Here is a 23,903-nt window from a genome sequence, read left to right on the forward strand (position 1 = left end):
CTGCTGGCTTGCCGATGCGCCACGAATGTTGTTTTCGATGCATGGCGGCGCTAACACGATCGCGCAAAGCGCCGCCTGACAAGGCTCGAAGAAGCGCGTTCCGGATGCGCGTCATTTTGTCGCCTATTTAACCCTACACCTTAAGGGGACAATAATCCGGAACCGATCAGAGGAGTGTTTCGATGCTGTCCCCTACCGCGGTATCCCCAGTCGTCGTGCGTCATGCGAGTCCCGCCAGCCGCGCGCCCAGCGCAGGCAAACAGACCGTGCCGCGCTGCTCCGCCTGCGCCATGCGTCATCTGTGCATGCCGCAAGGGCTCGCCTCCGACGAGGTTCCCAAGCTCGAAGCCGTGATCTGCAACGTGCGCAAGGTGCGGCGCGGCGAAGCGCTCTACCGCGCCGGCGACCGCTTCGACAATCTCTATGCCGTGCGTTCGGGCTCGCTCAAGACGCTCATCGTGCACCGCGACGGCCGCGAGCAGATCACCGGCCTGCAACTGGCGGGCGAGGCGCTCGGCCTCGACGGCATCGCCAGCGACACGCACGCGTTTAGCGCCATCGCGCTCGAAGACAGCTCGATCTGCACGCTGCCCTATGCCGCGCTCAAGACCCTGTGCCGCGAAACCGTGACGATGCAGGACCGCCTGCACCGCCTGATGGGCGACCAGTTCAATCGCGAGGCCTCGCAGATGATGGTGCTCGGCACGCTGTCCGCCGAGGAGCGCGTGGCCAACTTCCTGCTCGACGTGTCGGATCGCAACTGGCAGCGCGGCTACTCACACGCGGAATTCCATCTGCGCATGTCGCGCGAGGACATGGGCAGCTATCTCGGCATCACGCTCGAAACGGTGAGCCGGATTCTCTCGCGCTTTCAGAAGCGCAATCTGATCGACGCCCACGGCAAGCTGATCCGCATCGTCGATATCGAAGGCCTGCGCGCGCTGTAAGCACCGGGCGGTTATAGTGGCCCGGTCTTCTCCGACCGGGTCTTCCCCGACCGTCCAGCGCGCCGTGTCCGATTCATTCTCCCCGTATGTTGCCCCGCCGAACTTCGCGCTCGTCGAAGGGCGGCGCCTTGCCTGGTGGTCGTCGGGAAGCGGCTCGCCCACGGTCGTGCTGGAAACGGGCCTCGGCGCGCAGAGCGCGCAGTGGCAAGCCGTGCAGGCGGCGATCGAGCCGCATTTCCGCGTGTTCCGCTACGATCGCGCGGGACGAGGCGCCAGCGATCCGGCCCACGGCGCGCGCGACGCCACCACGATGGTCGATGAGCTCGCGCAATTGCTGCACAACGCGCAACTGCCCGCTCCCTGGTTGCTGGTCGGCCATTCGTTTGGCGGCCTGCTCATGCGGCTTTTCGCGCAGCGCTATCGCGCGCAGACGGCGGGGCTCGTGCTCGTCGAAGCGATGCACGAGGCGCAATTCAACGCTTTCGGCGCGGACTTCGTTGCGCCCTCTCCCGACGATTCCGTCACGCTGAACTCGATGCGCGCACTTTGGCGCGACGGTTGGCGCGATCCACGCACGACGCCCGAAGCCATCGACTTGCCGGCGAGCTTTCGCGCGGCGAGCGCCATCGACACGCTGGGCGATTTGCCGCTTGTCGTGATCGTCGCCGAGTCGTTCGCGCGTTCGCCGTTTTTCGTCGCTGCGCGGCGTAGCGCCTTGCAGCATGAATGGGAGCGCATGCAGGCGAGCTTCCTCGCCTTGTCATCGCGCGCCGAACTGCTGCGCGCGCCGCAAAGCGAACATTTCGTGCAACGCGATGCGCCGCTAGTCATCGTCGATGCTATCGAGCGTGTCGCCCGGCGCCTCTGAACCCTTCAGCTCAACGGCAACGCGGCCGGTGTGCCACGGGAGCACCCGGCCCGCATCGTGCATCGTTCACGGATGCGCGAAGATCGGCCCGAGACCGGGCACATCGTCCTGGGTCGAAGCGAGCGAGGCCGAAAATGCCGACGATGCCGCTCCCGAAGCCGACGCTCCATTCGCCACCCCGCCATACGCCGCGGACGCTGCCAGGTTCTGCGCACTCACACGCGCCTCGGCCGCCTGGATGTCTTGCGGATAGTTCACGTCGTTGCTCGCCGGGTTGTAGCCCGCCTTTTCGAGCTGAGCCAGTTCGGCCAACACCTGGGCTCGCGTGACGGGCTGGCTGGTTTGTGCAAACGAGGCGACGGGAAGCGCAACGGCGGCGGCAGCGATCAGGGACTGGATGAGCTTCATGGTGAGCACCTTCAAGTGAGTGTGGGGTTCGCCGCGCCCTGAACGGTGTGCAAGGCGCCTGGCGTTGACCAACCGGGGTATCGGTTTCGATGTCGGCTGGCATGACGCTATTTGGCGCCGCCCACGTATCTGGCATGTTTGCGCCGACCCACCTGTGTGCAAGCGTTCTTGTCCAGATGCCGCGCTAATACAATGAGATACAAAAATGTAAAAAGGCATCGCTCATGCATTGATTTGTATCCGCCGTCCGCTCGAATATAGAGGTCGAACCGGTCTGGCAGCACTCAAGACAACCTGTCAGCACTCCTTATCAATTTCCTCTTCGTCGAAAACGAGCGGTGCGATATCGACATTGGGCAATTGTTCGAGCAACGCGGGCGCCAGCAGCAGCTTGGCGGCCCGCACGCCCGCGCCCATCACGATGCGTTCGCGCGCCATCACTGCGGCGTCGACGAGCACGACCCAGTCGTCGGGCACCCCGAATGCCGTGATGCCCCCGAACTCCATGCCCGTGAGTTCGACCGCCTGCTCGCGCTTCGCGAACGACAGGCGTTGCGCGCCCAGCCTCGCTTTGACCGCACCGTTGACGTCTAGCCGCCGCGAGCCCAGCGTCACCACGGCGGCGTGGTGTTCCGCCCCCTCGCGCTTGTAGCGCAGCACCAGCGTGTTCGCGCAGTCTTCGAGGCCGAAGCCGTAGCGCTCGCTGAACTGCGCGGTGTCGGATGCGTCGTCGTCCACCGTGAAAACCGTAACGCCCTGCGCGGGCAGGCGGGCGATGACGCTGCGCGGCAAGTGTTGCTCGCGTTGCGCGTCGGGAACGATGTCGAGGCGATGCTGCGGGGCTTGCATGGGAATCGGTCTCCGTGGATTGCGGTAAGTTGGCGGGATGTTTGCGTTCGTGGCGAAGCCTATTTTATCGGTAACGGAAAAGCTGCTGTAAGCCGCGCCGCAGACGCGGAAACGCGTCGCTCCCTATAATGTTCACGACATATTCATCGTCGCGTTTTTCTACGCGCCTCACTCTCCGGCACGCACCATGACCAGCACCAATCCCCAATTCTCCGAGTCGCTTTTCTCGTACGGCACCTTGCAGCTCGAACAAGTGCAGATCGCCACTTTCGGCCGCAAGCTCGACGGCCAGCCCGACGAAATGCCGAATTTCTCGCTCACCATGCTGAAGATCGACGACCCCGCCGTTGTCGCGACCAGCGGCAAGACGCATCATCCGGTCGTCACGTGGACGGGCAATCCCTATGATCGGGTCAGCGGCACGGTGTTCGCGATCTCGCCGGAAGAACTCGCGCACGCGGACAGTTACGAAGTCGCCGCCTACCGGCGCGATCGCGTCACGCTCGTGTCTGGTGTGTCGGCATGGGTGTATGTCGACGCCAATTCGCCGCCGCGTGACTGACAGCGAGACCAACGACCGGGCTAGCCGCCAGATTAACGGCGCGACGGCGGTAAGTCTGGCCAGCGCGCGGTGTTTGGCGGCAGCAAGGCGACGCTGAAACTGTTCATGCGCAGCTTTGCGACGGCCGGAATCTTCAAAGCGCCTGTAGCGCCGCGGCCACCTCGGCGACGACCGCATCCCATTCGCCCAGGGCCTGCTGGCGAAACAGGCGCATGGAAGGATACAGCGATGTGTCGCGTTGCCCGTGCGCTCCCCAACGCCAATCTGCAACCTTGGCCAGCATGTTCCAGACGGGGATATCCAGTGCACCGGCCAGATGCGCGGGCGCAGAGTCGACGGTGATGACCAGGTCCAGGCGCATCATCAGCTTTGCCATATCCAGGAACGTACGGATGTGCGACGACAGATCGACAACGCCAAAACGCTTCAAACACTCGGCTTCCGCAGGGGCGAGTTCGCCGAACTGGAGTGAGTAGAACTGCGTTTCCGTATTCAGGAATAGCGGCTCCATCGCGACAAGCTCCATGGAGCGAAACGGTTCGTAACGACACTGCGTGTTATTGCTTTTCCAGACGATTCCGACTCGTTTACTTTTTGACGTTTCGGGAATCGCGACGGGCGGTCTGCCGTGCTTGACCGGTCTCAAATAGCCCGCTTCGGGAAGCGACGAAAACGCCGATCGAGCGTAACGCCAATTCAACATGTTGCCGAAGGCCAGCCTGTCGCTGCGGCTCAGGTTATCGGCCGTCGCACGCGTCAGCGCCACTGGAATGGCACTTTCTCCCAGAAGCTCCATCAAGGATTCGTGAGGATCGGCGACAACCACCTTCGCACCTTCCGCCAGCAAGCGTTGAATATTCCGATACTGTTCGATTTGGTCGCCGAATCCTCCGCAGCCAATCAAAAAAACTTTCTTGCCTTCGACCGATTCTTCGTCAACGAGTAATTTTTCCTGGAAAATCCGGTTAAGAATTCTCCGCTCGTTTTCGGAAATCGAAGCATCGACTTGATACGCCTCCCTGCTGTAAATGGCCTTATCAAATACCGCGCCTTCATCGATCTTGCCGAGATGAAGTTTTGCGATCGCAAGCCCCTCCGTGACCCGAGCGGTTTGCCGCTCGTCCTGAGCGAGATAGGGCAACGTGGCCTCCAGAGCGTGCTCCGCCTCTTCAAACATACCAACGCGGAAAAAACCGTATCCCAGTTCGATGTAATCAGTCAGCCAATAAGCCTGAGCAGAAAGTGTGCGGATCAGATTCACCGCTTCTGAAACGCGCCGCCCATCGCATAAGGTATGAAATAAATGTATTCTTTTATTGAATTCAGTCATGGAAAGCAAATCTACGAGAGGATCCCACTCGCATTGGAAACAACAGCAGATGACCGTCGCGGCTTGCATTTCCCGCATCGTGGATTTTTAAATTTAATCTCAAGCCTTACACGAAAAGCGCTGATATCGTCGGGCCTCCTTCCCATGCGCATGTCGCGCGACGCAGCGCAATCTTCGATTGGCTGTCCCTCAATTGGAACCAGGCGCATAAAAAAGCGAGTCGCGGGATCCTCTCCCGCGACTCGCTCTTCAGCTCATCCAAACACTGGCGCCCCCGTCAGGACGCGCCAGCGCATGCGCTGTATCAACCCGCCAGATCGGCCGGCAGCTTGCCGCCATTCGCGGCGAGCGCCGCCATCACCTGCTTGTGCAGCCAGATGTTCATGCTCGCGGAGTCGTTCGTGTCGCCCGTGTACTTCAGCTCTTGCGCAAGCTGCTTGCGGTGATCGAGGCTGCTGTCCACGCCGAGCGCCTTCATCGTATCGACGATCGACACGCGCCAGTTCAGCGTCTGGCCGCTTTCGGACACCAGTTGGTCCATCACGGCGGCGACGTCGACATCGGTCAGCGGCGCGGGAGCCGGCGCGGCTTCGGGTGCCGCGGCCTGGGCGGCTGCGGGGTCCGGCGTCGGCTCGACGGCCGGCGGGGTCTCATCGGGTTTGGCCTTGTGGAACAGCTTGTTCACGATATCGCCAAAGATGCTCATTTGCTTGACTCCTATGGGGTTGCTGGTTGCCGAGGCGGCGCCGCGGCGCCGTCTATCGCCTCGTCAGGCGAAGTATGCAGGACGTTGGGAAAATACCGTCCCGAAAACGTCCCAACACGTTTCATGTATTCGTAAAGTTTGCGATCACTTCGCGCACCGCTTTGCGCTCACCGCACATCGCAGATGAGTTGCAGCACGGCTTGCGCCCGTTCGAGCGGCAGTTCGCGAATCGACAGATGAACGCTGCCCGCCTGATCGCTGCCAATTTCGACGTCGATATGTGGACCGCCGGTGACGAGACGAGGCAGCGCCACCTTGCGGTGTCCCCTCCACTCCGCGCTATGCAGGCCAATGCTCCCGAGCAGCCGGGGCAGCGTGTCGCCATTGGCGGGATGCGCGAAGGCATAGGCGCGCATCGCGCCCTCGGCCTGCGCGAGGCGTACCGCGTTGCCCACGCCCAGCCGTCGCCGTTCGGCGCGAATCCGTTCGAGCACGTCGATATAACCGGGCATCAGGCGCACCTTGATGTCCTCGGCCAGCCGGCTTGACTTCCGGGTGAGCGCCAATGAAATCGTGCGGCGATAACGGCACGCGCGCAGCGTTTCGACGCTGAGGTAGTCGGACACCCGCACCCTCGCACCGTCGAGCGCGAGCACGGCCTCCACCACGAGCCGTCCCGCTGCTTCGGGCGGCGAAAAGCGCAACAGCAGCGTTGCATCGGGGTCGATGTTGGGCAGATGCACGACCCAGGCCCGCGCCCTGGGCGTCGAGGCCGCGCGATCGATATCGGCGCGCAGCGCATGCGCGAGCACCTCCGCCTCGCCGCCATAGTCGCGCTCCCCGTCTGGCGCGTTCATTGCCCGCCCGCCTGACACTCGCCGCGCAACAGGGCCCACTCTTCGCATTGCCGGCCATTAGGCAGCTTGCAGATACCCATCTGGCCATCGTTCGTTTCGACGATCTGCAAGGTACCGCCGCTGTGGACGCAATTGACCGATGCGGGATTGGCGAGCCCGGCCCGCTGTTGCGCGGAACTCTGTGCGCTGGGCGGTAAAGGTTGGGCACAAGCTGCGCTCACGCAGAGCATGGCAGCAAGCGCGGGAAGCGCGAAAAGAGAGTGGATTTTTTTCATGTTGGCCACCTTGTTGGCGAGCGTGACTGGCGTCTGCCTGATTGACCGATACGTGACGGATACGCCACCGAACCACGACCGATCCGCAACGCATCAACGACGAATCCGTTGCACGCCTGACGGTACAGCAGCCTGCGCACGCTTGCACGCACGGTGGCCCGAATTCGGAATTTACTGACCCGTGGCAGCGCGGCGAGCCGCAGCGGGAACCCATCCGGGACGAAATCTCCCCCCTGCACAGCCCATCGTCACTTTCTGATCGCCGCCGTCACCACGATGTATTCGCCGGGATGGCGCTGCTTCAGCAGGACCCACGCTTGATCGATGGCCGCATCGCCAGAGACGGCGTCGACGCGGATCGCTGAGCCGATGTCCGTCATGGTGTTCATCTGACGATGGGTATATTTGACGATGAAAGCCGGCATATTTTCCTCGAATGGCTAGTGCGCGACACGCGAGCTCTACGCGGCGGGTATCCGTCCGTGAGAGTCCGGCGAGTGTATCGCTATGACCCTGAAATCGGTATCGCAGCCCACACTCTTTGACATTGCCGCGCTCGACGAGATGGCTCAACGCACATCAGACCGTGGCCTACGAGGCTCGATGAATGTTGCCGATCGTTGACGCGCGCAGCCTGCCCCTGCATTTGCCGTGCCGTAAACGCCGCGCGGCCCGTCATGGACGGGCCGCGCCTCGCTCGCTTCGCAGTCTTTAATCGCGCATCAGCCCCCCATCACAGCCGCGAATTCCCTAGCCGCCCATAAGCCGCCGGATCGCGACGCTTCAAACGGCGCGCCAGCGCCACGCCGATCACGGCGAACACCGGCAACAACGCCGTCAACGCATACGAGAGCGTCGGACCGGCGCCCGTGAGCAGCGGGAAATTTACGATCGCAAGCGCCAGCACGGCGGCCAGCGCGACACCCGAAATCACCGGGAACCACATCACGCGCAACGCGCTTTCTTCACGCACGGGCTGACGACGGAAGAACACGAACACGGCCGCCGAGGCGAGCGCCATCAACGCGATGATGCACAGCGTCGCGACATTGGTGAGCCACGAGAACAGCGTGAGCACCGGATCGGCATGCGCGACGATGAACACCAGCACCACCAGCGCGGCGATCACCGATTGCCACAGCGAACCCTTATGCGGACTGCTGTGCAGCGCATGCGTCTGGCCCAGCGACTTCGGCAACAGGCCTTCGCGGCCGCTCGCGAAGAAGTAGCGCGCGGCCGAGTTGTGGAACGCGAGCAGCCCCGCATAGACGCTCGTGATGAACAGCACGCTCATGGCGGCGGTGAGCGTGCCGTTGGCGTAATGATCCGAAAGCGAATAGAGGAAGGTGGTCGGGTCCTGCAATGCGCTCAGCGTCTTGACGATATCGTCCGCGCCCGCGCCAATCACCATGCACCAAACCGAGAACGCATAGAAGCCACCGATCAGCAGCACGGAAATATACGTCGCGAGCGGCACCGTGCGTTGCGGGTCCTTTGCCTCTTCGCTGTAGATCGTCGTGGCCTCGAAGCCGATAAAGCTCGCGAAGCAGAACAGGAAGCCCAGTGCGGGCGTACCGCTCAGAAACACGCGCGGCGTAAACGACACGGCGTTCACGCCATGCGCGCCGCCGCTCTTCAGAATCGCGAGATCGAGGATCAGCACGACCACGTATTCGCCCAGCACGAGCAGCGACAGCACCTTGGCCGAGAGATCGATCTGCCGGTAGCCGAGCACGGCAATGCTCGCGAGCGCCACCAGCGAGCACACCCACCACGGCGCGTTCACGCCGAAATGCGCCTGCAAGAAGCCCGATGCCACCGCACCGAACATGCCATACAGGCCGATCTGCATCGTGTTGTAGCCGAGCAGCGCGAGCAAGGCGGCCGCGCCTCCCGCGGTGCCGCCGAGTCCGCGCGCGGTGAATGCGTAGAAGCCGCCCGCATTGGTGACGTGACGCGACATCGCCGTGTAGCCCGCCGCGAACAGCAGCAGGATCGCGACCGTGGCGACGAGCAGCGCCGGCGTGCCCGCACCGTTGCCAAGCATGATGCCGATGGGAAAGCCGCCCGCGATGGCCACGAGCGGCCCGGCGGCGGAGATGACAAAAAAGACGATGAAGCCCAGGCCCAAAGCGCCTTTGCGTAGTTCGGTCGAGGGCGTGGTTTCTGCCGCGACGTTCATGGATCTCGCTCCGATAAGTAGTAATCGTGCCGCGGCGCGCGAAGCGGGCCGGGTGTCGAGAAGCACTGTAGAGAGCCAAAAACTCCGACCGGCAGCACAAATCGGCAAGCCGCGCGGAGCGGGGCCGGAACCAGGGTTAGTCGGGAGGAAAACGTCGGGCGAAAAACGCGCAGCCGTAAGCAGAACGAAAAACGGCGCGATCAATGCTGTGAATAGCGTGGAGAAAAAACGCTCAGCCCTTGCGCACGGTCTGCGAAGGCAATTCGCCAAAAAGATCGCGATATTCGCGCGCGAAGTAGCTCAGGTGCGTGAAGCCCCAGCGCGCGGCGGCGTCGCCGATCAGCAGTTCGTCCGCACTAGTCGAGCGCAACAGCCGATGCACGGCGTTCAGGCGGATCGAGCGCAGATACTCCACGGGCGTGACGTTCGCCACACGCTGGAAGCTCGTCTGCAACGTGCGGCGGCTGCAACGCAGCAGGCGGCACAGATCGAGCACGGTGAGCGTTTCCAGGGTGTTGTCTTCGGTGATGCGCTCGCAGCGTTTGACGATATCGCTGTAGGTGGCGTGCGTGAGGTCGCGCGAGGGCCGCGTCGTCGCGCTTTCGAGCAGGCCGAGCAGCACGCTCAGCACTTCGTCCTGAAAGCGCTTGATCGAGGACTGATGCGAGGCAGGGTGCACGAAGGCCGCGCGATTGCGCTCGCTGGCATCAAGAAAAGGGGCAAGACGCAGGCTCAGCACCTGGGCGGCTTCGGCCGGCAGCGCGACGACGTTGCTGCGCAACTGGCGCGCGGCCTCCTCGCCGATGGTCACGGCCACGAGTTCGGCCATCTTGTCGGCGGGCAGGCTCACGCCCACGTAGTCCATCGCCTCGGGTGTGTAGAAGCGGAACTCCTCGCCGGAGCCAAGCTGCAAGAGCGCGTAACCGTCGACCTTCTGGCCCTGGAAGGTGCCCACGACAGGCGCGTAAAGCGGCACCGCGAGCGAGGCGAAGCCCGCGGGCGACACACCCGCCTGCACCACCCGGCGATTGGTCGCTTCGCGGAAAAAGTGAAACTCGCTCGACGTGGCCTGCACGAGCCGGCTCTCATAACGCCCGGGTGTCATCTGACGATAGACCTGCTCCCAGCCGTTGACGGCAAGCGAATGATCATGCACGTCGGCAAGCGCGCTGACCCTGAAATCCATCTGCTGTCTCCTGCATCAATCCACAGCATCTTAATCCATGACGGCGGGCCCGGTCTTGCCTGAAAAAATCGCGCAGCCTGCACAGGAGTGCAGCGGAGCGATGGTGCGGCAGATCGCTGGCTTCAAGCCTGATCGAAGCCCGCAGCCAGCGCGCGGACGATGGCGTCGATCTGCGCGGTCTCGATCACGAGCGGCGGCGAAAGGATGATCTTGGTGCCCACGGGGCGCACCAGCACGCCATTCGCGCGCGCGATCTCGGCCACGCGATTGGCGTAGCCGTCGGTGGGGTCGATCGGCTCGCGCGTGGCTTTGTCCTTCACCAGATCGAGCGCCACCATCAGCCCCTTGCCGCGCACGTCGCCCACTGCCGCGTAGCGCTTCGCGAAGGGCGTCAGCGCTTCGAGCAGATGCTTGCCCTGTGCGGCCGCATTGGCGGGCAGGTTTTCCTCGGCGACGATCTTGAGGTTGGCCAGCGCCGCCGCGCACGCGACCGGATGGCCCGCATAGGTATAGCCGTGCATCAGCGCGCCGGTGAAATCGGCGTTCTTCATGAAGGCCTGTTCGATGCGCGCATTGAAGGCCGTCGCGCCAAGCGGAATGTAGCCCGACGAAATGCCCTTCGCGAAGCACATGATGTCGGGCTTCACCCCCCAGCCGCGGCTGCCGAACATGCTGCCGGTGCGCCCGAAGCCGGTCACGATCTCGTCGGCAATCAGCAGGACTCCGTATTTATCGCAAACCTCGCGAATCAGCGGCCAGTAGTTCTCCGGCGGCACGATCACGCCGCCCGCGCCCTGCACCGGTTCGGCGATGAAGGCGGCCACCGTGTCGGGGCTCTGGAACAGGATCTCGCGTTCGAGCATTTCCGCGCAGATACGGCCCAGTTCCTGCGGGTCCTGCGTGAACGGATTGCGATAGAGCCAGGGCGTTTCCACATGGAAACAGCCCGGCAGATTCGGCTCGTAGTTGCGGCGAAACACCGTATTGCCGTTGACCGACGCGCCGCCGAAGTGCGTGCCGTGATAGCCCTGCTTGAGCGAGATGAACTTGGTGCGATCGGCCTGACCTTCGACCTTCCAGTACTGGCGCGCGAGCTTGAGCGCCGACTCCACCGCGTCCGAGCCGCCGGAGCTATACATCACGCGCGTCATGCCCTCGGGTTCTAGCATGCCGATCAACAGACGCGAAAGCTCTTCGGCGCGCGGATGCGAAATGCCGTCGAATAGCTGGAAGTATTCGAGTTCGTCGAGCTGCGCCGTGATGGCTTGCTTCACCTCATGACGGTTGTGGCCGATGTTCACGTTCCACAGACCCGCGACGCCATCGACAAGCTGCTTGCCATGCTCGTCGAACACGAAGCAGCCGTCGCCGCGCACGATGCGAATCGGCGTGCGTTGCTGCATTTCGGCGGGATGGATCATCGGATGCCAGAAGGCGGATGACGTGCTCATGGTGTCTCCCTCGAATGGAATGTTCAGTGCGCGATGCAGATGGATTTGGTTTCGGTGAAGCCTTCGACCGCATATTTGCCGAACTCGCGGCCCATGCCCGATTGCTTGTAGCCGCCGAACGGCATCGACGGATCGAGCGGCACGTGGCAATTCACCCAGACCGTGCCCGCCTCGATGCGCGGCACGAGGTTCATGACCGCGCGCAGATCGTTGCTCCACAGACTCGCGGCAAGCCCATAGGGCGAGTCGTTGGCCAGACGCAGCGCTTCGGCGGGATCGTCGAAGGGAATCAATGCGAGCACCGGGCCGAACACTTCGTCACGCACCAGCGCGGCGTCGTGCGGCACATCGTCGATCACGGCGGGATTCACGAAATAGCCCGGATGATCGACACGCGTGCCGCCCGCGAGAAAGCGCAGGCCATCGGCGTGGGCGCGCGCGATGTGCTGCTCAACGCGCTCGCGATGCTGCGCGGACACCAGCGGGTTGATCTGCGCGTTAGGATCGAGCCCGGCGCCAAGCGTCATCGAACGCGCGACGTCGGCGAGACCGTCGGCGATCTGGCGATACTTGCTGCGATGAATGTAGATGCGCGACACCGCCGCGCACACTTGCCCCTGATTCAGGAAGCCGCCCGCGAGCGCGCCCTGCACGGCCTGATCCACATCGACGTCCGCGAGCATCACGGCCGGATTCTTGCCGCCCAGTTCGAGCGAGAAGCGCGTCATGTTCTGCACCGCCGCCGTGCCGATCAGCTTGCCCGTGGGCGTCGAGCCCGTGAACGAAATCTTGGCGATGCCCGGATGCGCGGCCAGCGCCGCGCCACATTCGCGCCCGCCCGTGACGACGTTGAACACGCCCGGAGGAATGCCAGCCTCGACCGCGATTTCCGCGAGGCGCAGCGCCGTGAGCGGCGTCTCGGGCGACGGCTTGATGACGATCGTGCAGCCTGCCGCCAGCGCGGGAATCAGCTTCCACACGGCGATCATGAGCGGGAAATTCCACGGCACGATCCCCGCGACCACGCCCACCGGCTCCTTGCGCGTGAAGGCCGTGTAGCGCGCGCCGGGCGGGAACGGAATCGACACGTCCAGCGTTTCGCCCGTGATCTTGGTGGCCCAGCCGGCCATATACCGAACGTACTCGACCGTTGCGCCCACTTCGATCGCGCGCGCGATGTTGATCGACTTGCCCTGCTCCAGCGTTTCGAGCTGCGCGAGGTCTTCGGCGTTGGCTTCGATCAGATCGGCCAGATGCAGCAGGATGCGCTCGCGGTCAGCGGGCCGCAGGCCGCTCCAGACACGTGCGTCGAAGGCTTCGCGCGCATTGGTGACGGCGCGGTCGACGTCGGCGGCATCGGCATCGGCCACGCTCGACAGCACTTCGCCGGTGGACGGATCGAACACGTCGAGGCGCTGCGCGCCGCGTGCGGGCTGCGGGCCGCCGTTGATGAAGAGGCCGTGTTCGCGTGCGATGAACGCCCGCACGCTGTCGTTGACCCTGACCTTCGCATCGCTACTCATATCTTCAATCTCTCGCTTGTCACACGGTGGGCAATCAATCTGGACAGTTCGCGCGGCGGATGGGGCGCTTGCGCGGAAAGTCCTCGTGTGCCGACTTTAGGGGCGCGAATCAACAGGCGTTAGCGCAAATTGGCAGATCGCCACACGCTGCGGGTAAACGTTCATGGCGTGCATGGCGCTTATGGCACTCATGGCGCGACAGGCCATACGCAGCGCTCGAAGCCTTCGCGCTCCTGAAACGCCCGCTCGGGCATCAGCGCGGCTTCGGCTGCGTTCACCTGCATCAGCAGCACGTGGCGCAGGCCGTCGTCGTGCGCGACGATGGCGAAGGCCGTGTCGTCGACGCCATGCCGGAAGCGCGGATCGACCGCGACGATATCCGGGTCGTCGTGCAGGCCGTGACAGCGCGCGGCATCGGCGATATTCCAGCAGTCGGGCAGACGCAAAAGCACGTCGGGCACGTCCTCCTCGCGCGAGATCACGGCCGCGCCCGCGTGCGCGCAACGGCGAAACCAGCCCGTTTGTTCCGTGGCCTCGACAGCCACGGCGGCCACTGCGTAGAGCAGCAGGCCGCTTTCTTCATACGTCGCGGGAAGGTCGTGGTCCAGCAGGGGCGCGCAGGCGTTCATCGTGCGGTCCTCGTTCGATGGCAGGTCAAAGGCAAATCAAAGGGATGTCAAAGAAACAGCGCACCAATCAACTCCGTTCGGCTCGACACACCCAGCTTGCGGAACATACGCAGCAGATGCGTCTTCACGGTGGGCTGCGAGAGTTCGAGATCGCGCGCGATGGCCTTGTTCGAGAGCCCGTCGCGCACGAGGTGCGCGATCTGCTCCTCGCGATGCGTGAGGCGCGGCGTATCGGCTTCGTTGCCGCCTGTCGCCCTATGCAGGGCGCTTTCGGCGCGCAATGCGGGGGCAAGTGCGAGTTCGAGCAAGGGTTGAAGCGCGCTGGCGCGCTCGATCTCGGGCTGCGCGAACGGCGCATCGGGCGCGAAGCGCAGCAACGAGAACGCGGCAATGGCCCGGCCTTCGTCGCGCAGCAACACCTCCATCACGTCCACCACGCGATGCGGCTGCAAAAAGCGCCGCCAGTACACCGATTCGCCGCGCAACGCCTCGGGCAATTCGCCCGCGAGCGTGAGCACGTTGCCCTGCTGGCGCACGTAACGCGACGGGTGCATCGGGTCCAGGACGAGATAGCGTTGCAGCCAGGTACGGTGCATGGTTTCCGCGAGACCGAACAGCTCGAAGCCGGAAGGCTGCTGGTCGGCGCCGATCCGGTAGAACACGGTCGCGCCCGGTCGCACGAGCTTCGCGAGCGTGGCAACGGCCGTTGCGAGCGCGGCGGCGCGGCGGTCTTCTCTGGGCATGATCGGTCTCCGTGATCCGTATCGACGGTCTGTTCCGACGATGCTAGGCAGCGGGCACCGCGAAGTGTGAGCGCAAATTGGCAAACCGCACCTGGCACGGACGTGCGTTGTCATCCTTTTGCCCGATAGGCCCGCCCGCCAGCCCTGCCTAGACTGGCGGCACACCATCAAGGAGCCTATGAAATGACATCCTCATCCGCGAACCCGGCCGCCCAGGGCTGTGTGGTCATCACCGGCGCGGGCACCGGCATCGGCGAGGCCTGCGCGAAGCGCTTCGCCGCGCAAGGCGCGCGCGTCGCGCTGGTCGGCCGCCGCCGCGCGCCGCTCGAACGCGTCGCGGCAGAAACGAACGGCATCGTGCTCGAAGGCGACGCCGCCAGCGCCGCCGACTGGCAGCGCTTCACCACCGTGCTGGAAGCCGAAGGCGGCATCGCCTCGCTGATCGCCTGCGCGGGCGGTCTGGGCATGGGCAGCGCGCTGCACACCGCCGACGAAGCCTGGGCCGCCGCCATGCGCGCCAACCTCGACACCGCCTTTGCGAGCGCGCGAGCCTGCTTGCCGCAACTGATCGAGCGACGCGGCTCGATCGTGCTGGTCGCGTCGATCGCCTCGCTCGCCGCCGGTCCCGAGGTCTGCGGCTACACCACGGCCAAGCACGCGCTGATCGGCCTCATGCGCTCGCTCGCGCGCGACTACGGCCCGCAGGGCGTACGCGTGAATGCCGTGTGCCCGGGTTGGGTGCGCACGCCGATGGCCGACGAGGAGATGCAGCCGCTCATCGCCCATCACGGCGACACGCTCGACGAAGCCTACGCACGCGTGTGCGCCGACGTGCCGCTGCGGCGCGCGGCCAGCGCCGACGAGATTGCCGAGATCTGCGCCTTCCTCGCCTCGCCCGCCGCGAGCATCGTGACGGGCGCGGCGCTCGTGGCGGACGGCGGCTCGTCGATCGTCGATGTACCGACGCTCGCCTTCGCGCGCCTCTGACTTAGCAAACATCAGGACAAAAACGCGGCCGACGCTTCAGGCAGCGTCGCGCCGCCATCGACCACGATGGTCTGCCCCGTGACATAGGCCGCGCCCGACGAAGCGAGATAGAGCATCGCCGCGGCGATATCGCCAGGTTCCCCTAAGCGTCCGAGCGGCACCGAGGCGGCGATGCGCGCGTTCAACGCCGCATCGCCGAGGTTCTCCATCGCCGGCGTGCGGATCATGCCCGGCTCCACGCCATTGACCGTGATGCGATGCGGCGCGAGTTCCAGCGCGGCGGCGCGGATGAAGCCGTTGACGCCCGCCTTCGACGCTGCATAGTGCGCGAGCCCCGGATACGCCACACGCGGCCCTGTCACCGACGACGTGACGAGCAGCCGCCCGCCGCCCTGGCGCACGAACGCTGGCGTAGCCGCCTGAGCGAGCCAGAACAGCGCGCTCAGGTTCACGGCAAGCGTGCGCTCCAGCACGGCGGGCGTGATGGCGGCAAACGGCGTGAGCGGGAAATACGCGGCGTTGTGCACCAGCACGTCGAGCCGCCCGAAGTCGGCTTCGACCTGGGCGATCAGCGCGCCGATCTGCTCGCGTTCGGCAAGATCGACGTCGTAGGCGCGATGCGTCGGCTGGACCAGCCAGGCGCGCGCGGCATCGGCCTTGAGATCGGCGACGGCGACGCGCGCACCTTCGCGCGCGAACGCCTCCACGATGCCGCGCCCAATGCCCTGCGCACCGCCCGTCACCAGCACGGTGCGGCCTTCGAACGCGCCGGTCATGACGGATGCCGCGTGACGTTGAGGATCTGCGCGTGCGCGCCCACCGGGAAGTTCGAGAGCGCGTCGAAGCGGCTGCCCCGATAACCAAAGATCTTGCCGTCGGTCTTCATGCGTTCGAGGTCGATCATCACCACGCCGAGCGTCGGCACGATCTTCTCGCGCCACACGAAGAGATAGAGCTTTTCGTCGATGCCGATCATATGGCACCGATCCACGTCCGCGAGGCCCGCTTCCACGCCTGAGAGGCACTGCCACGCGTAGAAGTTCTCGTTCAGATAGATGTGCTCGTAGCGCTCGGTCGCGCTATAGGTGTACAGATTGCGCATGCCGATCAACTCGCGCGTGGGCGCGTGCAGCCGGGTTTGCGTGGGCTCTGCACCTGCCGTGATGCGGCCGTGGCGCAGTTGCACCTGCACGCCGGTCAACTCCATGCCGCGCTCGACGCGCGTGAAGGCGTCGATATGCGTTTCCGTTTCGGTAGGCAACATGCCCACGACCACGGTGCACAAGGCGCGGCGCAGATCGAGCACATAGCTCGTCGAGGCGCTGCGCGGGCGGCCTTCGTCATCGACAAGTGCTTCGTCCGCGCCGATGTAGTCGACGAAATAGATGCCATCACGCACCGAGGTCACGCGGCAATCGTGCTGCGCCTGCTGCTTGATTGTGCCGACAACACGCTCGACTTCCACGCGCTGCGAGCCCGTGAAATGCAGCGTATTCACGCTGCCGTGCGCGAATTCGAGCGTGAAACGGCGGCCTTCGAGATCGCCCGAGGGCGCGAGAATGTGGCTCTCGGGTGCGAAGCCTTCGGCAAGTGCGCCGACCTGGATAAAGACGGGTTGGGACGACATGATAAGGAGGACTCCCTGGAGATGGTGTGAGGACCGCGCGCCGCGCGGCTTTTGCTGCGAGGCGGCGGCGTGACTCACACTCTACGGAGCCGCCCCGCCGCGCGGCATCGACCAGAAGGATGACAACGCGCTCTGACTGGCTCACGCCGCGCGCGCGAAGACCTCGGCGATTTCGTCGATCAACTGGCGCTGGAACGCGGCAAAGCGCGCACTCGGCTGTTGCAGGATCGCCAGATCGAGCATCGGGTCTTCGACCTTCGTGCGCACATCGGCGAGCGTTTCCACGATGGCATGGCCGCAGAACGGCACATAGGCCTCCGAGTAGCCGCCCTCGTGCACGATCACCAGACGCCCGCGGCAATGACGCTCGGCGGCGTCGCGCACGCGTTGTGTCATCGCGCGATAGCTCTCGCTGTGCAGCAGCATGCGCGCGAGCGGATCGACCGCGCTCGCGTCGAGGCCGCTTGCGACCACGATCAGATCCGGCTTGAAGCGATCGAGCGCGGGCAGCACGATGCGCTCGAATGCGTAGAGATACGCATCGTGGCCGCCGCCCGGCAGCAGCGGGATATTGATGTTCGCGCCCTCGCCACGCCCCGCGCCGCGTTCTTCCGCACCGCTATAACCCGGCGGAAAACAGCCTTCCTGATGCAGCGAAATCGTCAGCGTGTTGGGGTCGTCGTAGTAGATCGACTGCGTGCCGTTGCCGTGGTGCACGTCCCAGTCGATCACGGCCACGCGCTCGACGCCGTGTTTCGCACGCGCCGCCTCGATCGCGATGGGGATGTTGGCGAGCAGGCAAAAGCCCATCGGCTTGTCGCGCAGGCAGTGGTGGCCCGGCGGGCGAGACAACGAGAACGCATTCGCGGCGCGGCCCGCGAGCACCGTGTCCACGGCGCTCATCGCGAGACCGGCCGAGAGCGCCGCGATCTCGTAGCTGCCCTTGCCGAACGGGGCGAGATCGCCCAGGTCGCCGCCATTCGCGTCGCTGAGCGCCTTGAAGCGTTCGAGGTAGTCACGCGGATGAATGCGCGCGAGGTCGTCGTCGCTGGCCGCCGGCGCGCCGCTCATGTCGAGCGAGGCCGCAAGCCCCGACGCCTGGATCAGCGCCAGCAGACGGCGCTTCGATTCGGGCGATTCCGCGTAGCCGCTCGCGGCGGGCGGCTGCACCCAGCCGCCGACCGGAAAGAACAGCGCGTGTGTGCCGCCCGTGTGCCAGAACGTGCGTTCGTCGGTAAAGAAGGCAGTTTTGCTCATGAGTCTCTCTTGCTGGTGGTGGTTCTTGTTACGAATGCGGTTTTGAATCAAGCGCGCTCGACGCGCATGAGGCACAGACAGGACAAAACGCAGATCGCCGCCGCGCCCGCGAACAGCGAGGCCAGCGTGGCGCCCGCATCGAGCAGCACGCCAGCGATCAGCGGCCCTGCCGCGAGTCCCGCGCCAATCACGAAGTTCAGCGAAGCAACCAGCCGGCCGCTGCGGTCGTGCTTCGCTGCGGCGGCGAGAATGAAGGGCAGCACGAAGGTCCAGGCGAACTTGAACGCGAACACCGCGGCCATATAGCCCGACGTGCCCGGCCGCGTGGCGAGCCCGGCAAGCGCGACGGCGAGGATCGCGTAACCCGCCAGCAGCATCGCGAGGCGCGCCACGCGCCCGCCGATCAGCGAGGCACAGCCCGCGCCGACGATGCCCATCACGCTCGCCACGGCGAGCACTTCACCCGTGTGCGCGGCGTCGAAACCCGCCAGCGCAGCCGCCTTGCTCGCGAAGGTCCAGACGCCGCCAATCGCCACATAGAACGTCAGCACGCCGCAGATCACGAACACAGCGTTCAGCGCCGCGCCCTGTGCGTTCGAACCGGATGCCTGGCCGCCTGTGTGACCGACACGCTGCGCCCGACCCAGCGCCGGATCGAAACCGCGCACGAGCGGCGCGGCGCACAGACCCAGCACACCGAGCACGACATAGAGCGCGCGCAAGCCATACCCATCGAACACATGCGGCAGCAGGAACAGGCCCACCGCGCCCGCTATCAGTTGGCCAACGACCCAGAGCCCATACACGCGGTCACGATTCGCGCTGGTCGCCGCGCTCGTCATGCACAGCACCATCAGCGTGCCGCCGCCAAGCGCGGTGATCGTGCGTAGCGCGAGCAAGCCCGCGAAGCCCGGCATCCACAGCGCCGTCGCGAAGTTGCCCGCACAGAACACGGCCGTGGCAATGGCCGCGACGCTGCGCGCGTCCACGCGGCCGAGCCAGAGCAGCGAAGGCAGCGTGGCACAACTGAACGCGCCCAGTTCGACAAAGAAGTACGTGCCGATCTGCGAAGCGGACAAGCCGAGCTGCACCGCCAGTTGCGCGGCGACGGCGGGCGCGACCAGCAGCAGCAACGGCGTGATCGCCGCGAACACAACGAGCGAGAGCAGCGTGGAGGCCGCGAAGTCGCGCGGCGCGACATCGGCTGAAGCGAAGGACGGAGAGGGATTTTTCATGGCTCAGGAATTCCGGTTGACCAGCCGATGCATCAGAACGTGTGGGACATGCCCGCCATCGCGCCGAACTGCGAGACACCGGCAACGGGCAGCGAGTCGTACTCGTAGACGGGCTGCGTGCTGCCGCTCGTGTTATGCGAGTAGCCGAGATTCAGATAGACGAAGGTGCGCTTCGACAGCGCGTACGTGCCGCTGGCGATATAGAGCGTGGGATGCCCGACGCTCGCGGTATTCGAGAACGTGTGATAAATGCCCGCCGCAAATCCGATGGCCGGATCGAGCCGGTAGCGCGCGCCGCCCCATGCCACCGTCTTCGCGGGTTCGAGCGAACCGGTCTGACGCTCCGCGCCGCCATAGAGCGACAGCTTGTCGATGTCCCAGTGCGCGGCCAGCACGCCGATCACACGCTGCTCGGACGACGTATCCACCGTCGCGGACACGCTGCCATACGACTGATGGATCACCGCGCTCACGCCAAAGCCGTTGCCCGCGTACTGCGCGCCTGCTTCCAGCACGCGGCCCGAGCGCGAGTTGCCGGCGACGCCGCCGGTCGCGGCCAGCGCCTCGCCGCTGAAGCCGGCGACATCGGGGCTTTGATACTTGACGGCGTTGTCGATGAAGTTCGCCGCGAGCGGCACGATCACGCCCTGGCCGCTGTACGCGGCATAGAAGAGCGGATCGTAGAAGACCGTGCGGTCGAACAGCACGCTGAACTGGCGGCCCAGCGTCAGCGTGCCGAAACCGCCCTTGAGTCCGACCCAGGCGCCACGAAAGAACGCCAGGCCCGGCACCGTCGCCGTGCCGTCGTTGAGATTGAGCCCCTGCTCGAGGCGGAAAATCGCTTGCAGACCGCCGCCCAGATCCTCGGTGCCGGTAATGCCGATTTGCGAAGGCAGCACCCCGTAGTTCTGCAAATTGACCGCGCCATGCTCACCGTCCGCATGCGTGCGGTACTGAATGCCCGCGTCGAGAATGCCGTACAGCGTCACGCTCGATTGCGCGTGTGCCGTGCCACTCGCACCGAGCGCCAGCGCGGCCGTCGTTGCGGCAGTGACCGCCGCCATGCGCGAGCGCCTGAATCCATCCCATCGTTTCATCGACCGACTCTCCAAACCGTGCAACGTTGTTGTCGTGGATTGCTTGCGTCCGGTGGCGTCGTGGCCCCGGATCTGCGTGCAGTGTCGGTAGCGGGAAAAAACGTGAACAGACGTTCAAGTGAACGCTGCGGAAAACCCTGATGCGGGCGGCGCGGCCCATCCAGACGGGCTTTGGGCGTGCTACGGGAAGGGCGAACTTGCCTCGGCGCGTACGCCGCCCCGTTCAATTGCAGGGGGTATGTGCGCGTTCCCCGGCGCTGTCCGCCGAAAATCGGCGGCACGTATAATCGCTCCACAATCGAGGCGAAAACGGTAAGAAGCCGGTGCAAAACCGGCACATCCCCGCGCGAGACAGCATCGGAGAGGAGAAGCGCTTGAGACGCAACGCAGACCGGCACGTGAGTTTCGACAGCGCCACGGATATGCCCGCCGCGATCGCCATCGACGCTTATGCGCATGGCGCACCGTGCGCACGCAGCGCCGATTTCGAAGGCCCGTTCGAGGGCGACGGCAGCGTCGAGCGCGACCTGAGCGTGCTGCTGCTCGACCTCTACGCGCTGGCGAACCAGACTGGCATCGGCGAATTCGAGAACGGTTTTTTCCGGCTGCTGGGCGCCTTGCTCGCCTTCGATGCGGGCTGGACCGGCGTGACCACGCACACGACCGGCGGCCCCGTCATGCACAACAGCTTCACCTGGGGACTCGCCGATTCGTTCTTTCCTGAATGGATCAAGGTGCGCGACTGCGATCCGCTCGCAAGCGGCACGCGCGGCATTTATGGACGCGCAATGGCGATCTCCATCGTCGATCCCGAGGTGCCGCCGCGCTTTCGCAACTGGGCCGTCAAACACGGGCTGGCGCAGTTGATGGTGGTGACGGCGCTGGACCATCGCTTCGGACTCACGACTTTTCTTTCGGTGTACCGGCGCGCGCTTGACAAGCCGTTCAGCACGGCGGACGCGCAAAACGTCCAGAACGTGATTCCCCATCTGGCGGCGGCGCTGACGATCAACCGCTCGTTCCAGCTCACGCGCGAACGGGGCGCGGCGCCAAGCGCCTCCCCTGCGCGCGCGATCTGCGACTCCTTCGGCACGGTGCATCAGGCCGACAAGGCTTTCGAGGCGACCTTGCGCCACGACTGGCCGCTCTATGCGAACCAGACCTTGCCGCAGCCGCTGATCGACTGGCTGCACGGCGGCAGCGCGCATCCCTACACGGGCGAGCGCGTCACCGTGCACTGCGTGCCCACGGCGGGGCTCTTTCAACTGGAGGCGCGCACGCGCTCGGAACTCGACCGCCTGAGCCCGCGCGAGCTCGTTGCGATCCAGCATTACGGCGACGGTCTCTCGCACAAGGAAGTCGCGCAACGCATGGGTATTTCGCCGACCACTGTGCGGCACTATCTGCGTTGCGCGTACCGCAAGCTCGGCATGCACGACAAGAGCGAAATTCCGCGCCTGCTCACGGCGCTCGACCCGAGCAATGCGCGGACGTGATCAAGAGCACACCAATGCTCAATCAAATCTGAGTCACGCTTGCGCGTGCTCCTCGGGCGTCGCCGCCGCGCCAGGCGTATCGAGCACCGTCGCAACCACCCGATTGCGCCCGCTGCTCTTGGCCCGCAGCAATTGCGCGTCGGCGGCCTGAAGCAGTTGTTCCGCGCCGCCTTCGACACCGGCCGCGGCCGCGACGCTCGCACAGCCCACGCTGACCGTCACCGCGCCCGCTTCGCTCTTCGTATGCGCGATGCGCAATGCCTGCACCGCGTGACGGATCGCTTCGGCGATGCGCGCGGCTTCTTGCGCATCGGTATCGGGCAACACCACGGCGAATTCCTCGCCGCCGTAGCGCGCGGCCATGTCCTGCGCGCGCCGTGCGTGCGCGCCCACACATTGGGCCACGCTGCGCAGCACTTCATCGCCCACCGCATGACCGTACTCGTCGTTGAAGAGCTTGAACCGGTCGATGTCGATAAACAGGATGGAAAACGGGTAATGCTTGCGGACTGCGCGGCGCCATTCCTCGTCGAGGCGCGTGTCCAGCGCGCGGCGATTGAACAGACCCGTGAGGCCATCGGTGAGCGACATCTCGCGCAGTTGCTCCAGTGCCTGGTTGCGCGAGCGCAGGGCGCTCTCCAGTCCCATCGAGCCAACCGCCAGGGTAAGCGCGAAGGCAATCCCCAAGGCTCCCTGCCAGAACGCCTGGCGCCGCCAGCTGTGCAGCGTCTGCTCCGTCGAGGGCGTCGCAACCACGGCAAGGGAGGTGCCTCTGACATGGGCCGTGCGACCCGTCTCGCTGGCTGCGTCGAGGCGCGCGATCGCCTCGTCCGCAGGGTCCTGCACGGCGAGGGCTGTCGCTTCAGCGGAATCGTCCGTGTCGCTGGGACGGCGGGCTTGCGCCAGCACGAGGCCATCGTCGCGTACGACGCGCACGGCATCTACATCGCGCGTTTCAAAACTGCCGATGAAGCGCTGGAGACTATCGAGCCGCACGACCAGCACGGCCACGCCCTCGAACGCCTCGCCCGGACCCGCGACACTGCGCGCGAGCGCGACCGAGCGATGCCCGTCGCGGATGCGCGACTCAAACGGTTGCGAAACATAGAGCCCTTGCGAGCGGCCATGCGCAAACGCCTGGAAGTAGTCGCGGTCGTGCAGGTCGACCCGCGCCGCCGCCGGGTTGTCGAGCGGTACGTCCAGCGTCCCGTCTGCACCGACGATGAACGCATCGTCGAGCAGTTGATGCGAGATCGCCTGACCGAAACGGATACGTTCGCGAACGTTGTCGGTCATGAGCGGCGTGGCGGGGTTGTGGGCTTCATCGGCCATCTCGCCAAGCAGCGCATCGTAGACGTTCATATTGGCGCTGATGCCGATCGCGACGACGTTCGCCACGCTCTGCGCGTGCTCCTGCGCGCGCTCGACGCGGCCCGCGCGATCGGCGGTGAGCGTGGCAACCGTGCCCGCCAGCACCACGACGGCGCACAACACGCCCGCAACCGAGATGAGATTGGGATGCGCGTCGAGGGCGGCCAGCAGGCGCGTCGACCAGCGCCGCAACAGGCGGCCCACCGACACGAATGGCGCAACAACACTTCGGGGGGTCATGATTTTCTCCTTGTACTCCGGGGCAAGCGGCACATTACGCGGACGGAACGCCACCACGGTGCCCTCACCCAGAAGTC

General features: G+C 65.1%; 24 protein-coding genes. 5 read left to right on the forward strand and 19 right to left on the reverse strand.

Going from position 1 to position 23,903, the window contains the following annotated elements; genetic code table 11:
* Nucleotides 1-290 precede the first annotated feature (290 nt).
* Together U5782_RS16095 and U5782_RS16100 are read left to right on the forward strand one after the other, a co-directional pair.
* Nucleotides 291-947, forward strand: coding sequence for a helix-turn-helix domain-containing protein (locus U5782_RS16095; RefSeq protein ID WP_322044955.1), 657 nt, complete (start codon nt 291-293; stop codon nt 945-947).
* A 64-nt stretch (nt 948-1,011) separates the two neighbouring features.
* Nucleotides 1,012-1,815, forward strand: coding sequence for an alpha/beta hydrolase (locus U5782_RS16100; RefSeq protein ID WP_322044842.1), 804 nt, complete (start codon nt 1,012-1,014; stop codon nt 1,813-1,815).
* 66 nt (nt 1,816-1,881) lie between these two features.
* Here the strand turns inward: U5782_RS16100 and U5782_RS16105 are convergent, their stop codons facing one another.
* Complete coding sequence (locus U5782_RS16105) at nt 1,882-2,223, reverse strand: DUF4148 domain-containing protein (protein ID WP_322044843.1); 342 nt, start codon at nt 2,221-2,223, stop codon at nt 1,882-1,884.
* 297 nt (nt 2,224-2,520) lie between these two features.
* Entirely contained in the window at nt 2,521-3,072 is a 552-nt protein-coding gene (locus U5782_RS16110; RefSeq protein WP_322044844.1) for a YbaK/EbsC family protein, read from the reverse strand.
* 187 nt (nt 3,073-3,259) lie between these two features.
* On the opposite strand from U5782_RS16110, the gene U5782_RS16115 reads away from it, so the two are divergent.
* Nucleotides 3,260-3,634, forward strand: coding sequence for a gamma-glutamylcyclotransferase family protein (locus U5782_RS16115; protein WP_322044845.1), 375 nt, complete (start codon nt 3,260-3,262; stop codon nt 3,632-3,634).
* A 133-nt stretch (nt 3,635-3,767) separates the two neighbouring features.
* On the opposite strand, the gene U5782_RS16120 is transcribed toward U5782_RS16115, so the two are convergent.
* The 11 genes from U5782_RS16120 to U5782_RS16170 all read right to left on the reverse strand — a co-directional run bounded on the left by U5782_RS16120 (nt 3,768) and on the right by U5782_RS16170 (nt 14,516).
* Nucleotides 3,768-4,964: a glycosyltransferase family 9 protein gene (locus U5782_RS16120; RefSeq protein WP_322044846.1), complete on the reverse strand. Its 1,197-nt coding sequence runs from the start codon at nt 4,962-4,964 to the stop codon at nt 3,768-3,770.
* A gap of 304 nt (nt 4,965-5,268) precedes the next feature.
* Nucleotides 5,269-5,670, reverse strand: a complete 402-nt coding sequence (locus tag U5782_RS16125; RefSeq protein WP_322044847.1) for a DUF3597 domain-containing protein — start codon at nt 5,668-5,670, stop codon at nt 5,269-5,271.
* A 167-nt stretch (nt 5,671-5,837) separates the two neighbouring features.
* A complete protein-coding gene (locus tag U5782_RS16130; RefSeq protein WP_322044848.1) occupies nt 5,838-6,527 on the reverse strand; it encodes a hypothetical protein in 690 nt (229 codons plus the stop codon).
* The gene (locus tag U5782_RS16135; protein ID WP_415914348.1) at nt 6,524-6,802 is read right to left on the reverse strand and encodes a DUF333 domain-containing protein; all 279 of its coding nucleotides are present in this window, start codon (nt 6,800-6,802) and stop codon (nt 6,524-6,526) included. Before U5782_RS16135 ends, U5782_RS16130 begins: the two co-directional genes overlap by 4 nt.
* 248 nt (nt 6,803-7,050) lie before the next feature.
* Nucleotides 7,051-7,227 (reverse strand): hypothetical protein, encoded by a 177-nt coding sequence (locus tag U5782_RS16140; RefSeq protein WP_322044849.1) that lies wholly within the window; start codon nt 7,225-7,227, stop codon nt 7,051-7,053.
* A gap of 308 nt (nt 7,228-7,535) precedes the next feature.
* On the reverse strand, nt 7,536-8,984 hold the full coding sequence (locus U5782_RS16145; protein ID WP_322044850.1) for an APC family permease: 1,449 nt from the start codon (nt 8,982-8,984) through the stop codon (nt 7,536-7,538).
* Between the two features lie 232 nt (nt 8,985-9,216).
* The gene (locus U5782_RS16150; RefSeq protein ID WP_322044851.1) at nt 9,217-10,170 is read right to left on the reverse strand and encodes a helix-turn-helix domain-containing protein; all 954 of its coding nucleotides are present in this window, start codon (nt 10,168-10,170) and stop codon (nt 9,217-9,219) included.
* Between the two features lie 122 nt (nt 10,171-10,292).
* Nucleotides 10,293-11,621 carry an aspartate aminotransferase family protein gene (locus U5782_RS16155; RefSeq protein WP_322044852.1) on the reverse strand — a complete coding sequence of 443 codons (1,329 nt, stop codon included), beginning with the start codon at nt 11,619-11,621 and terminating at the stop codon, nt 10,293-10,295.
* Nucleotides 11,622-11,644: 23 nt separating this feature from the next.
* Complete coding sequence (locus U5782_RS16160) at nt 11,645-13,144, reverse strand: aldehyde dehydrogenase family protein (RefSeq protein ID WP_322044853.1); 1,500 nt, start codon at nt 13,142-13,144, stop codon at nt 11,645-11,647.
* A 188-nt stretch (nt 13,145-13,332) separates the two neighbouring features.
* Nucleotides 13,333-13,773: a hypothetical protein gene (locus U5782_RS16165; protein WP_322044854.1), complete on the reverse strand. Its 441-nt coding sequence runs from the start codon at nt 13,771-13,773 to the stop codon at nt 13,333-13,335.
* Nucleotides 13,774-13,820: 47 nt separating this feature from the next.
* Nucleotides 13,821-14,516, reverse strand: a complete 696-nt coding sequence (locus U5782_RS16170; RefSeq protein WP_322044855.1) for a helix-turn-helix transcriptional regulator — start codon at nt 14,514-14,516, stop codon at nt 13,821-13,823.
* A 183-nt stretch (nt 14,517-14,699) separates the two neighbouring features.
* Between U5782_RS16170 and U5782_RS16175 the strand changes: the two genes are divergently transcribed.
* A complete protein-coding gene (locus tag U5782_RS16175; RefSeq protein ID WP_322044856.1) occupies nt 14,700-15,503 on the forward strand; it encodes an SDR family oxidoreductase in 804 nt (267 codons plus the stop codon).
* An 11-nt stretch (nt 15,504-15,514) separates the two neighbouring features.
* Here U5782_RS16175 and U5782_RS16180 read toward each other — a convergent pair whose 3' ends face one another.
* The 5 genes from U5782_RS16180 to U5782_RS16200 form a co-directional block, all read right to left on the reverse strand.
* Nucleotides 15,515-16,279 carry an SDR family oxidoreductase gene (locus tag U5782_RS16180; RefSeq protein ID WP_322044857.1) on the reverse strand — a complete coding sequence of 255 codons (765 nt, stop codon included), beginning with the start codon at nt 16,277-16,279 and terminating at the stop codon, nt 15,515-15,517.
* A complete protein-coding gene (locus U5782_RS16185; RefSeq protein ID WP_322044858.1) occupies nt 16,276-17,130 on the reverse strand; it encodes a MoaF C-terminal domain-containing protein in 855 nt (284 codons plus the stop codon). The genes U5782_RS16180 and U5782_RS16185 overlap by 4 nt, the downstream gene beginning before the upstream one ends.
* 141 nt (nt 17,131-17,271) lie before the next feature.
* Nucleotides 17,272-18,387 (reverse strand): class II histone deacetylase, encoded by a 1,116-nt coding sequence (locus U5782_RS16190; RefSeq protein WP_322044859.1) that lies wholly within the window; start codon nt 18,385-18,387, stop codon nt 17,272-17,274.
* 47 nt (nt 18,388-18,434) lie between these two features.
* Entirely contained in the window at nt 18,435-19,622 is a 1,188-nt protein-coding gene (locus U5782_RS16195; protein ID WP_322044860.1) for an MFS transporter, read from the reverse strand.
* Between the two features lie 32 nt (nt 19,623-19,654).
* On the reverse strand, nt 19,655-20,719 hold the full coding sequence (locus U5782_RS16200) for a porin (protein ID WP_415914337.1): 1,065 nt from the start codon (nt 20,717-20,719) through the stop codon (nt 19,655-19,657).
* Between the two features lie 374 nt (nt 20,720-21,093).
* On the opposite strand from U5782_RS16200, the gene U5782_RS16205 reads away from it, so the two are divergent.
* Complete coding sequence (locus U5782_RS16205) at nt 21,094-22,215, forward strand: response regulator transcription factor (protein WP_415914338.1); 1,122 nt, start codon at nt 21,094-21,096, stop codon at nt 22,213-22,215.
* Nucleotides 22,216-22,248: 33 nt separating this feature from the next.
* On the opposite strand, the gene U5782_RS16210 is transcribed toward U5782_RS16205, so the two are convergent.
* A complete protein-coding gene (locus U5782_RS16210; RefSeq protein ID WP_322044861.1) occupies nt 22,249-23,826 on the reverse strand; it encodes a sensor domain-containing diguanylate cyclase in 1,578 nt (525 codons plus the stop codon).
* Nucleotides 23,827-23,903 lie beyond the last annotated feature (77 nt).

Source organism: Paraburkholderia sp. J67, from assembly GCF_905220265.1.
Classification (GTDB): Bacteria; Pseudomonadota; Gammaproteobacteria; order Burkholderiales; family Burkholderiaceae; genus Paraburkholderia.

Excerpts from the sequence above, each read along its gene's own strand:
- U5782_RS16095 (WP_322044955.1), top strand. The coding sequence starts at position 291 with ATGCGTCATCTGTGCATGCCGCAAGGGCTCGCCTCCGACGAGGTTCCC.
- U5782_RS16105 (WP_322044843.1), bottom strand. The coding sequence starts at position 2,223 with ATGAAGCTCATCCAGTCCCTGATCGCTGCCGCCGCCGTTGCGCTTCCC.
- U5782_RS16110 (WP_322044844.1), bottom strand. The coding sequence starts at position 3,072 with ATGCAAGCCCCGCAGCATCGCCTCGACATCGTTCCCGACGCGCAACGC.
- U5782_RS16115 (WP_322044845.1), top strand. The coding sequence starts at position 3,260 with ATGACCAGCACCAATCCCCAATTCTCCGAGTCGCTTTTCTCGTACGGC.
- U5782_RS16120 (WP_322044846.1), bottom strand. The coding sequence starts at position 4,964 with ATGACTGAATTCAATAAAAGAATACATTTATTTCATACCTTATGCGAT.
- U5782_RS16125 (WP_322044847.1), bottom strand. The coding sequence starts at position 5,670 with ATGAGCATCTTTGGCGATATCGTGAACAAGCTGTTCCACAAGGCCAAA.
- U5782_RS16130 (WP_322044848.1), bottom strand. The coding sequence starts at position 6,527 with ATGAACGCGCCAGACGGGGAGCGCGACTATGGCGGCGAGGCGGAGGTG.
- U5782_RS16135 (WP_415914348.1), bottom strand. The coding sequence starts at position 6,802 with ATGAAAAAAATCCACTCTCTTTTCGCGCTTCCCGCGCTTGCTGCCATG.
- U5782_RS16140 (WP_322044849.1), bottom strand. The coding sequence starts at position 7,227 with ATGCCGGCTTTCATCGTCAAATATACCCATCGTCAGATGAACACCATG.
- U5782_RS16145 (WP_322044850.1), bottom strand. The coding sequence starts at position 8,984 with ATGAACGTCGCGGCAGAAACCACGCCCTCGACCGAACTACGCAAAGGC.
- U5782_RS16150 (WP_322044851.1), bottom strand. The coding sequence starts at position 10,170 with ATGGATTTCAGGGTCAGCGCGCTTGCCGACGTGCATGATCATTCGCTT.
- U5782_RS16155 (WP_322044852.1), bottom strand. The coding sequence starts at position 11,621 with ATGAGCACGTCATCCGCCTTCTGGCATCCGATGATCCATCCCGCCGAA.
- U5782_RS16160 (WP_322044853.1), bottom strand. The coding sequence starts at position 13,144 with ATGAGTAGCGATGCGAAGGTCAGGGTCAACGACAGCGTGCGGGCGTTC.
- U5782_RS16165 (WP_322044854.1), bottom strand. The coding sequence starts at position 13,773 with ATGAACGCCTGCGCGCCCCTGCTGGACCACGACCTTCCCGCGACGTAT.
- U5782_RS16170 (WP_322044855.1), bottom strand. The coding sequence starts at position 14,516 with ATGCCCAGAGAAGACCGCCGCGCCGCCGCGCTCGCAACGGCCGTTGCC.
- U5782_RS16175 (WP_322044856.1), top strand. The coding sequence starts at position 14,700 with ATGACATCCTCATCCGCGAACCCGGCCGCCCAGGGCTGTGTGGTCATC.
- U5782_RS16180 (WP_322044857.1), bottom strand. The coding sequence starts at position 16,279 with ATGACCGGCGCGTTCGAAGGCCGCACCGTGCTGGTGACGGGCGGTGCG.
- U5782_RS16185 (WP_322044858.1), bottom strand. The coding sequence starts at position 17,130 with ATGTCGTCCCAACCCGTCTTTATCCAGGTCGGCGCACTTGCCGAAGGC.
- U5782_RS16190 (WP_322044859.1), bottom strand. The coding sequence starts at position 18,387 with ATGAGCAAAACTGCCTTCTTTACCGACGAACGCACGTTCTGGCACACG.
- U5782_RS16195 (WP_322044860.1), bottom strand. The coding sequence starts at position 19,622 with ATGAAAAATCCCTCTCCGTCCTTCGCTTCAGCCGATGTCGCGCCGCGC.
- U5782_RS16200 (WP_415914337.1), bottom strand. The coding sequence starts at position 20,719 with ATGAAACGATGGGATGGATTCAGGCGCTCGCGCATGGCGGCGGTCACT.
- U5782_RS16210 (WP_322044861.1), bottom strand. The coding sequence starts at position 23,826 with ATGACCCCCCGAAGTGTTGTTGCGCCATTCGTGTCGGTGGGCCGCCTG.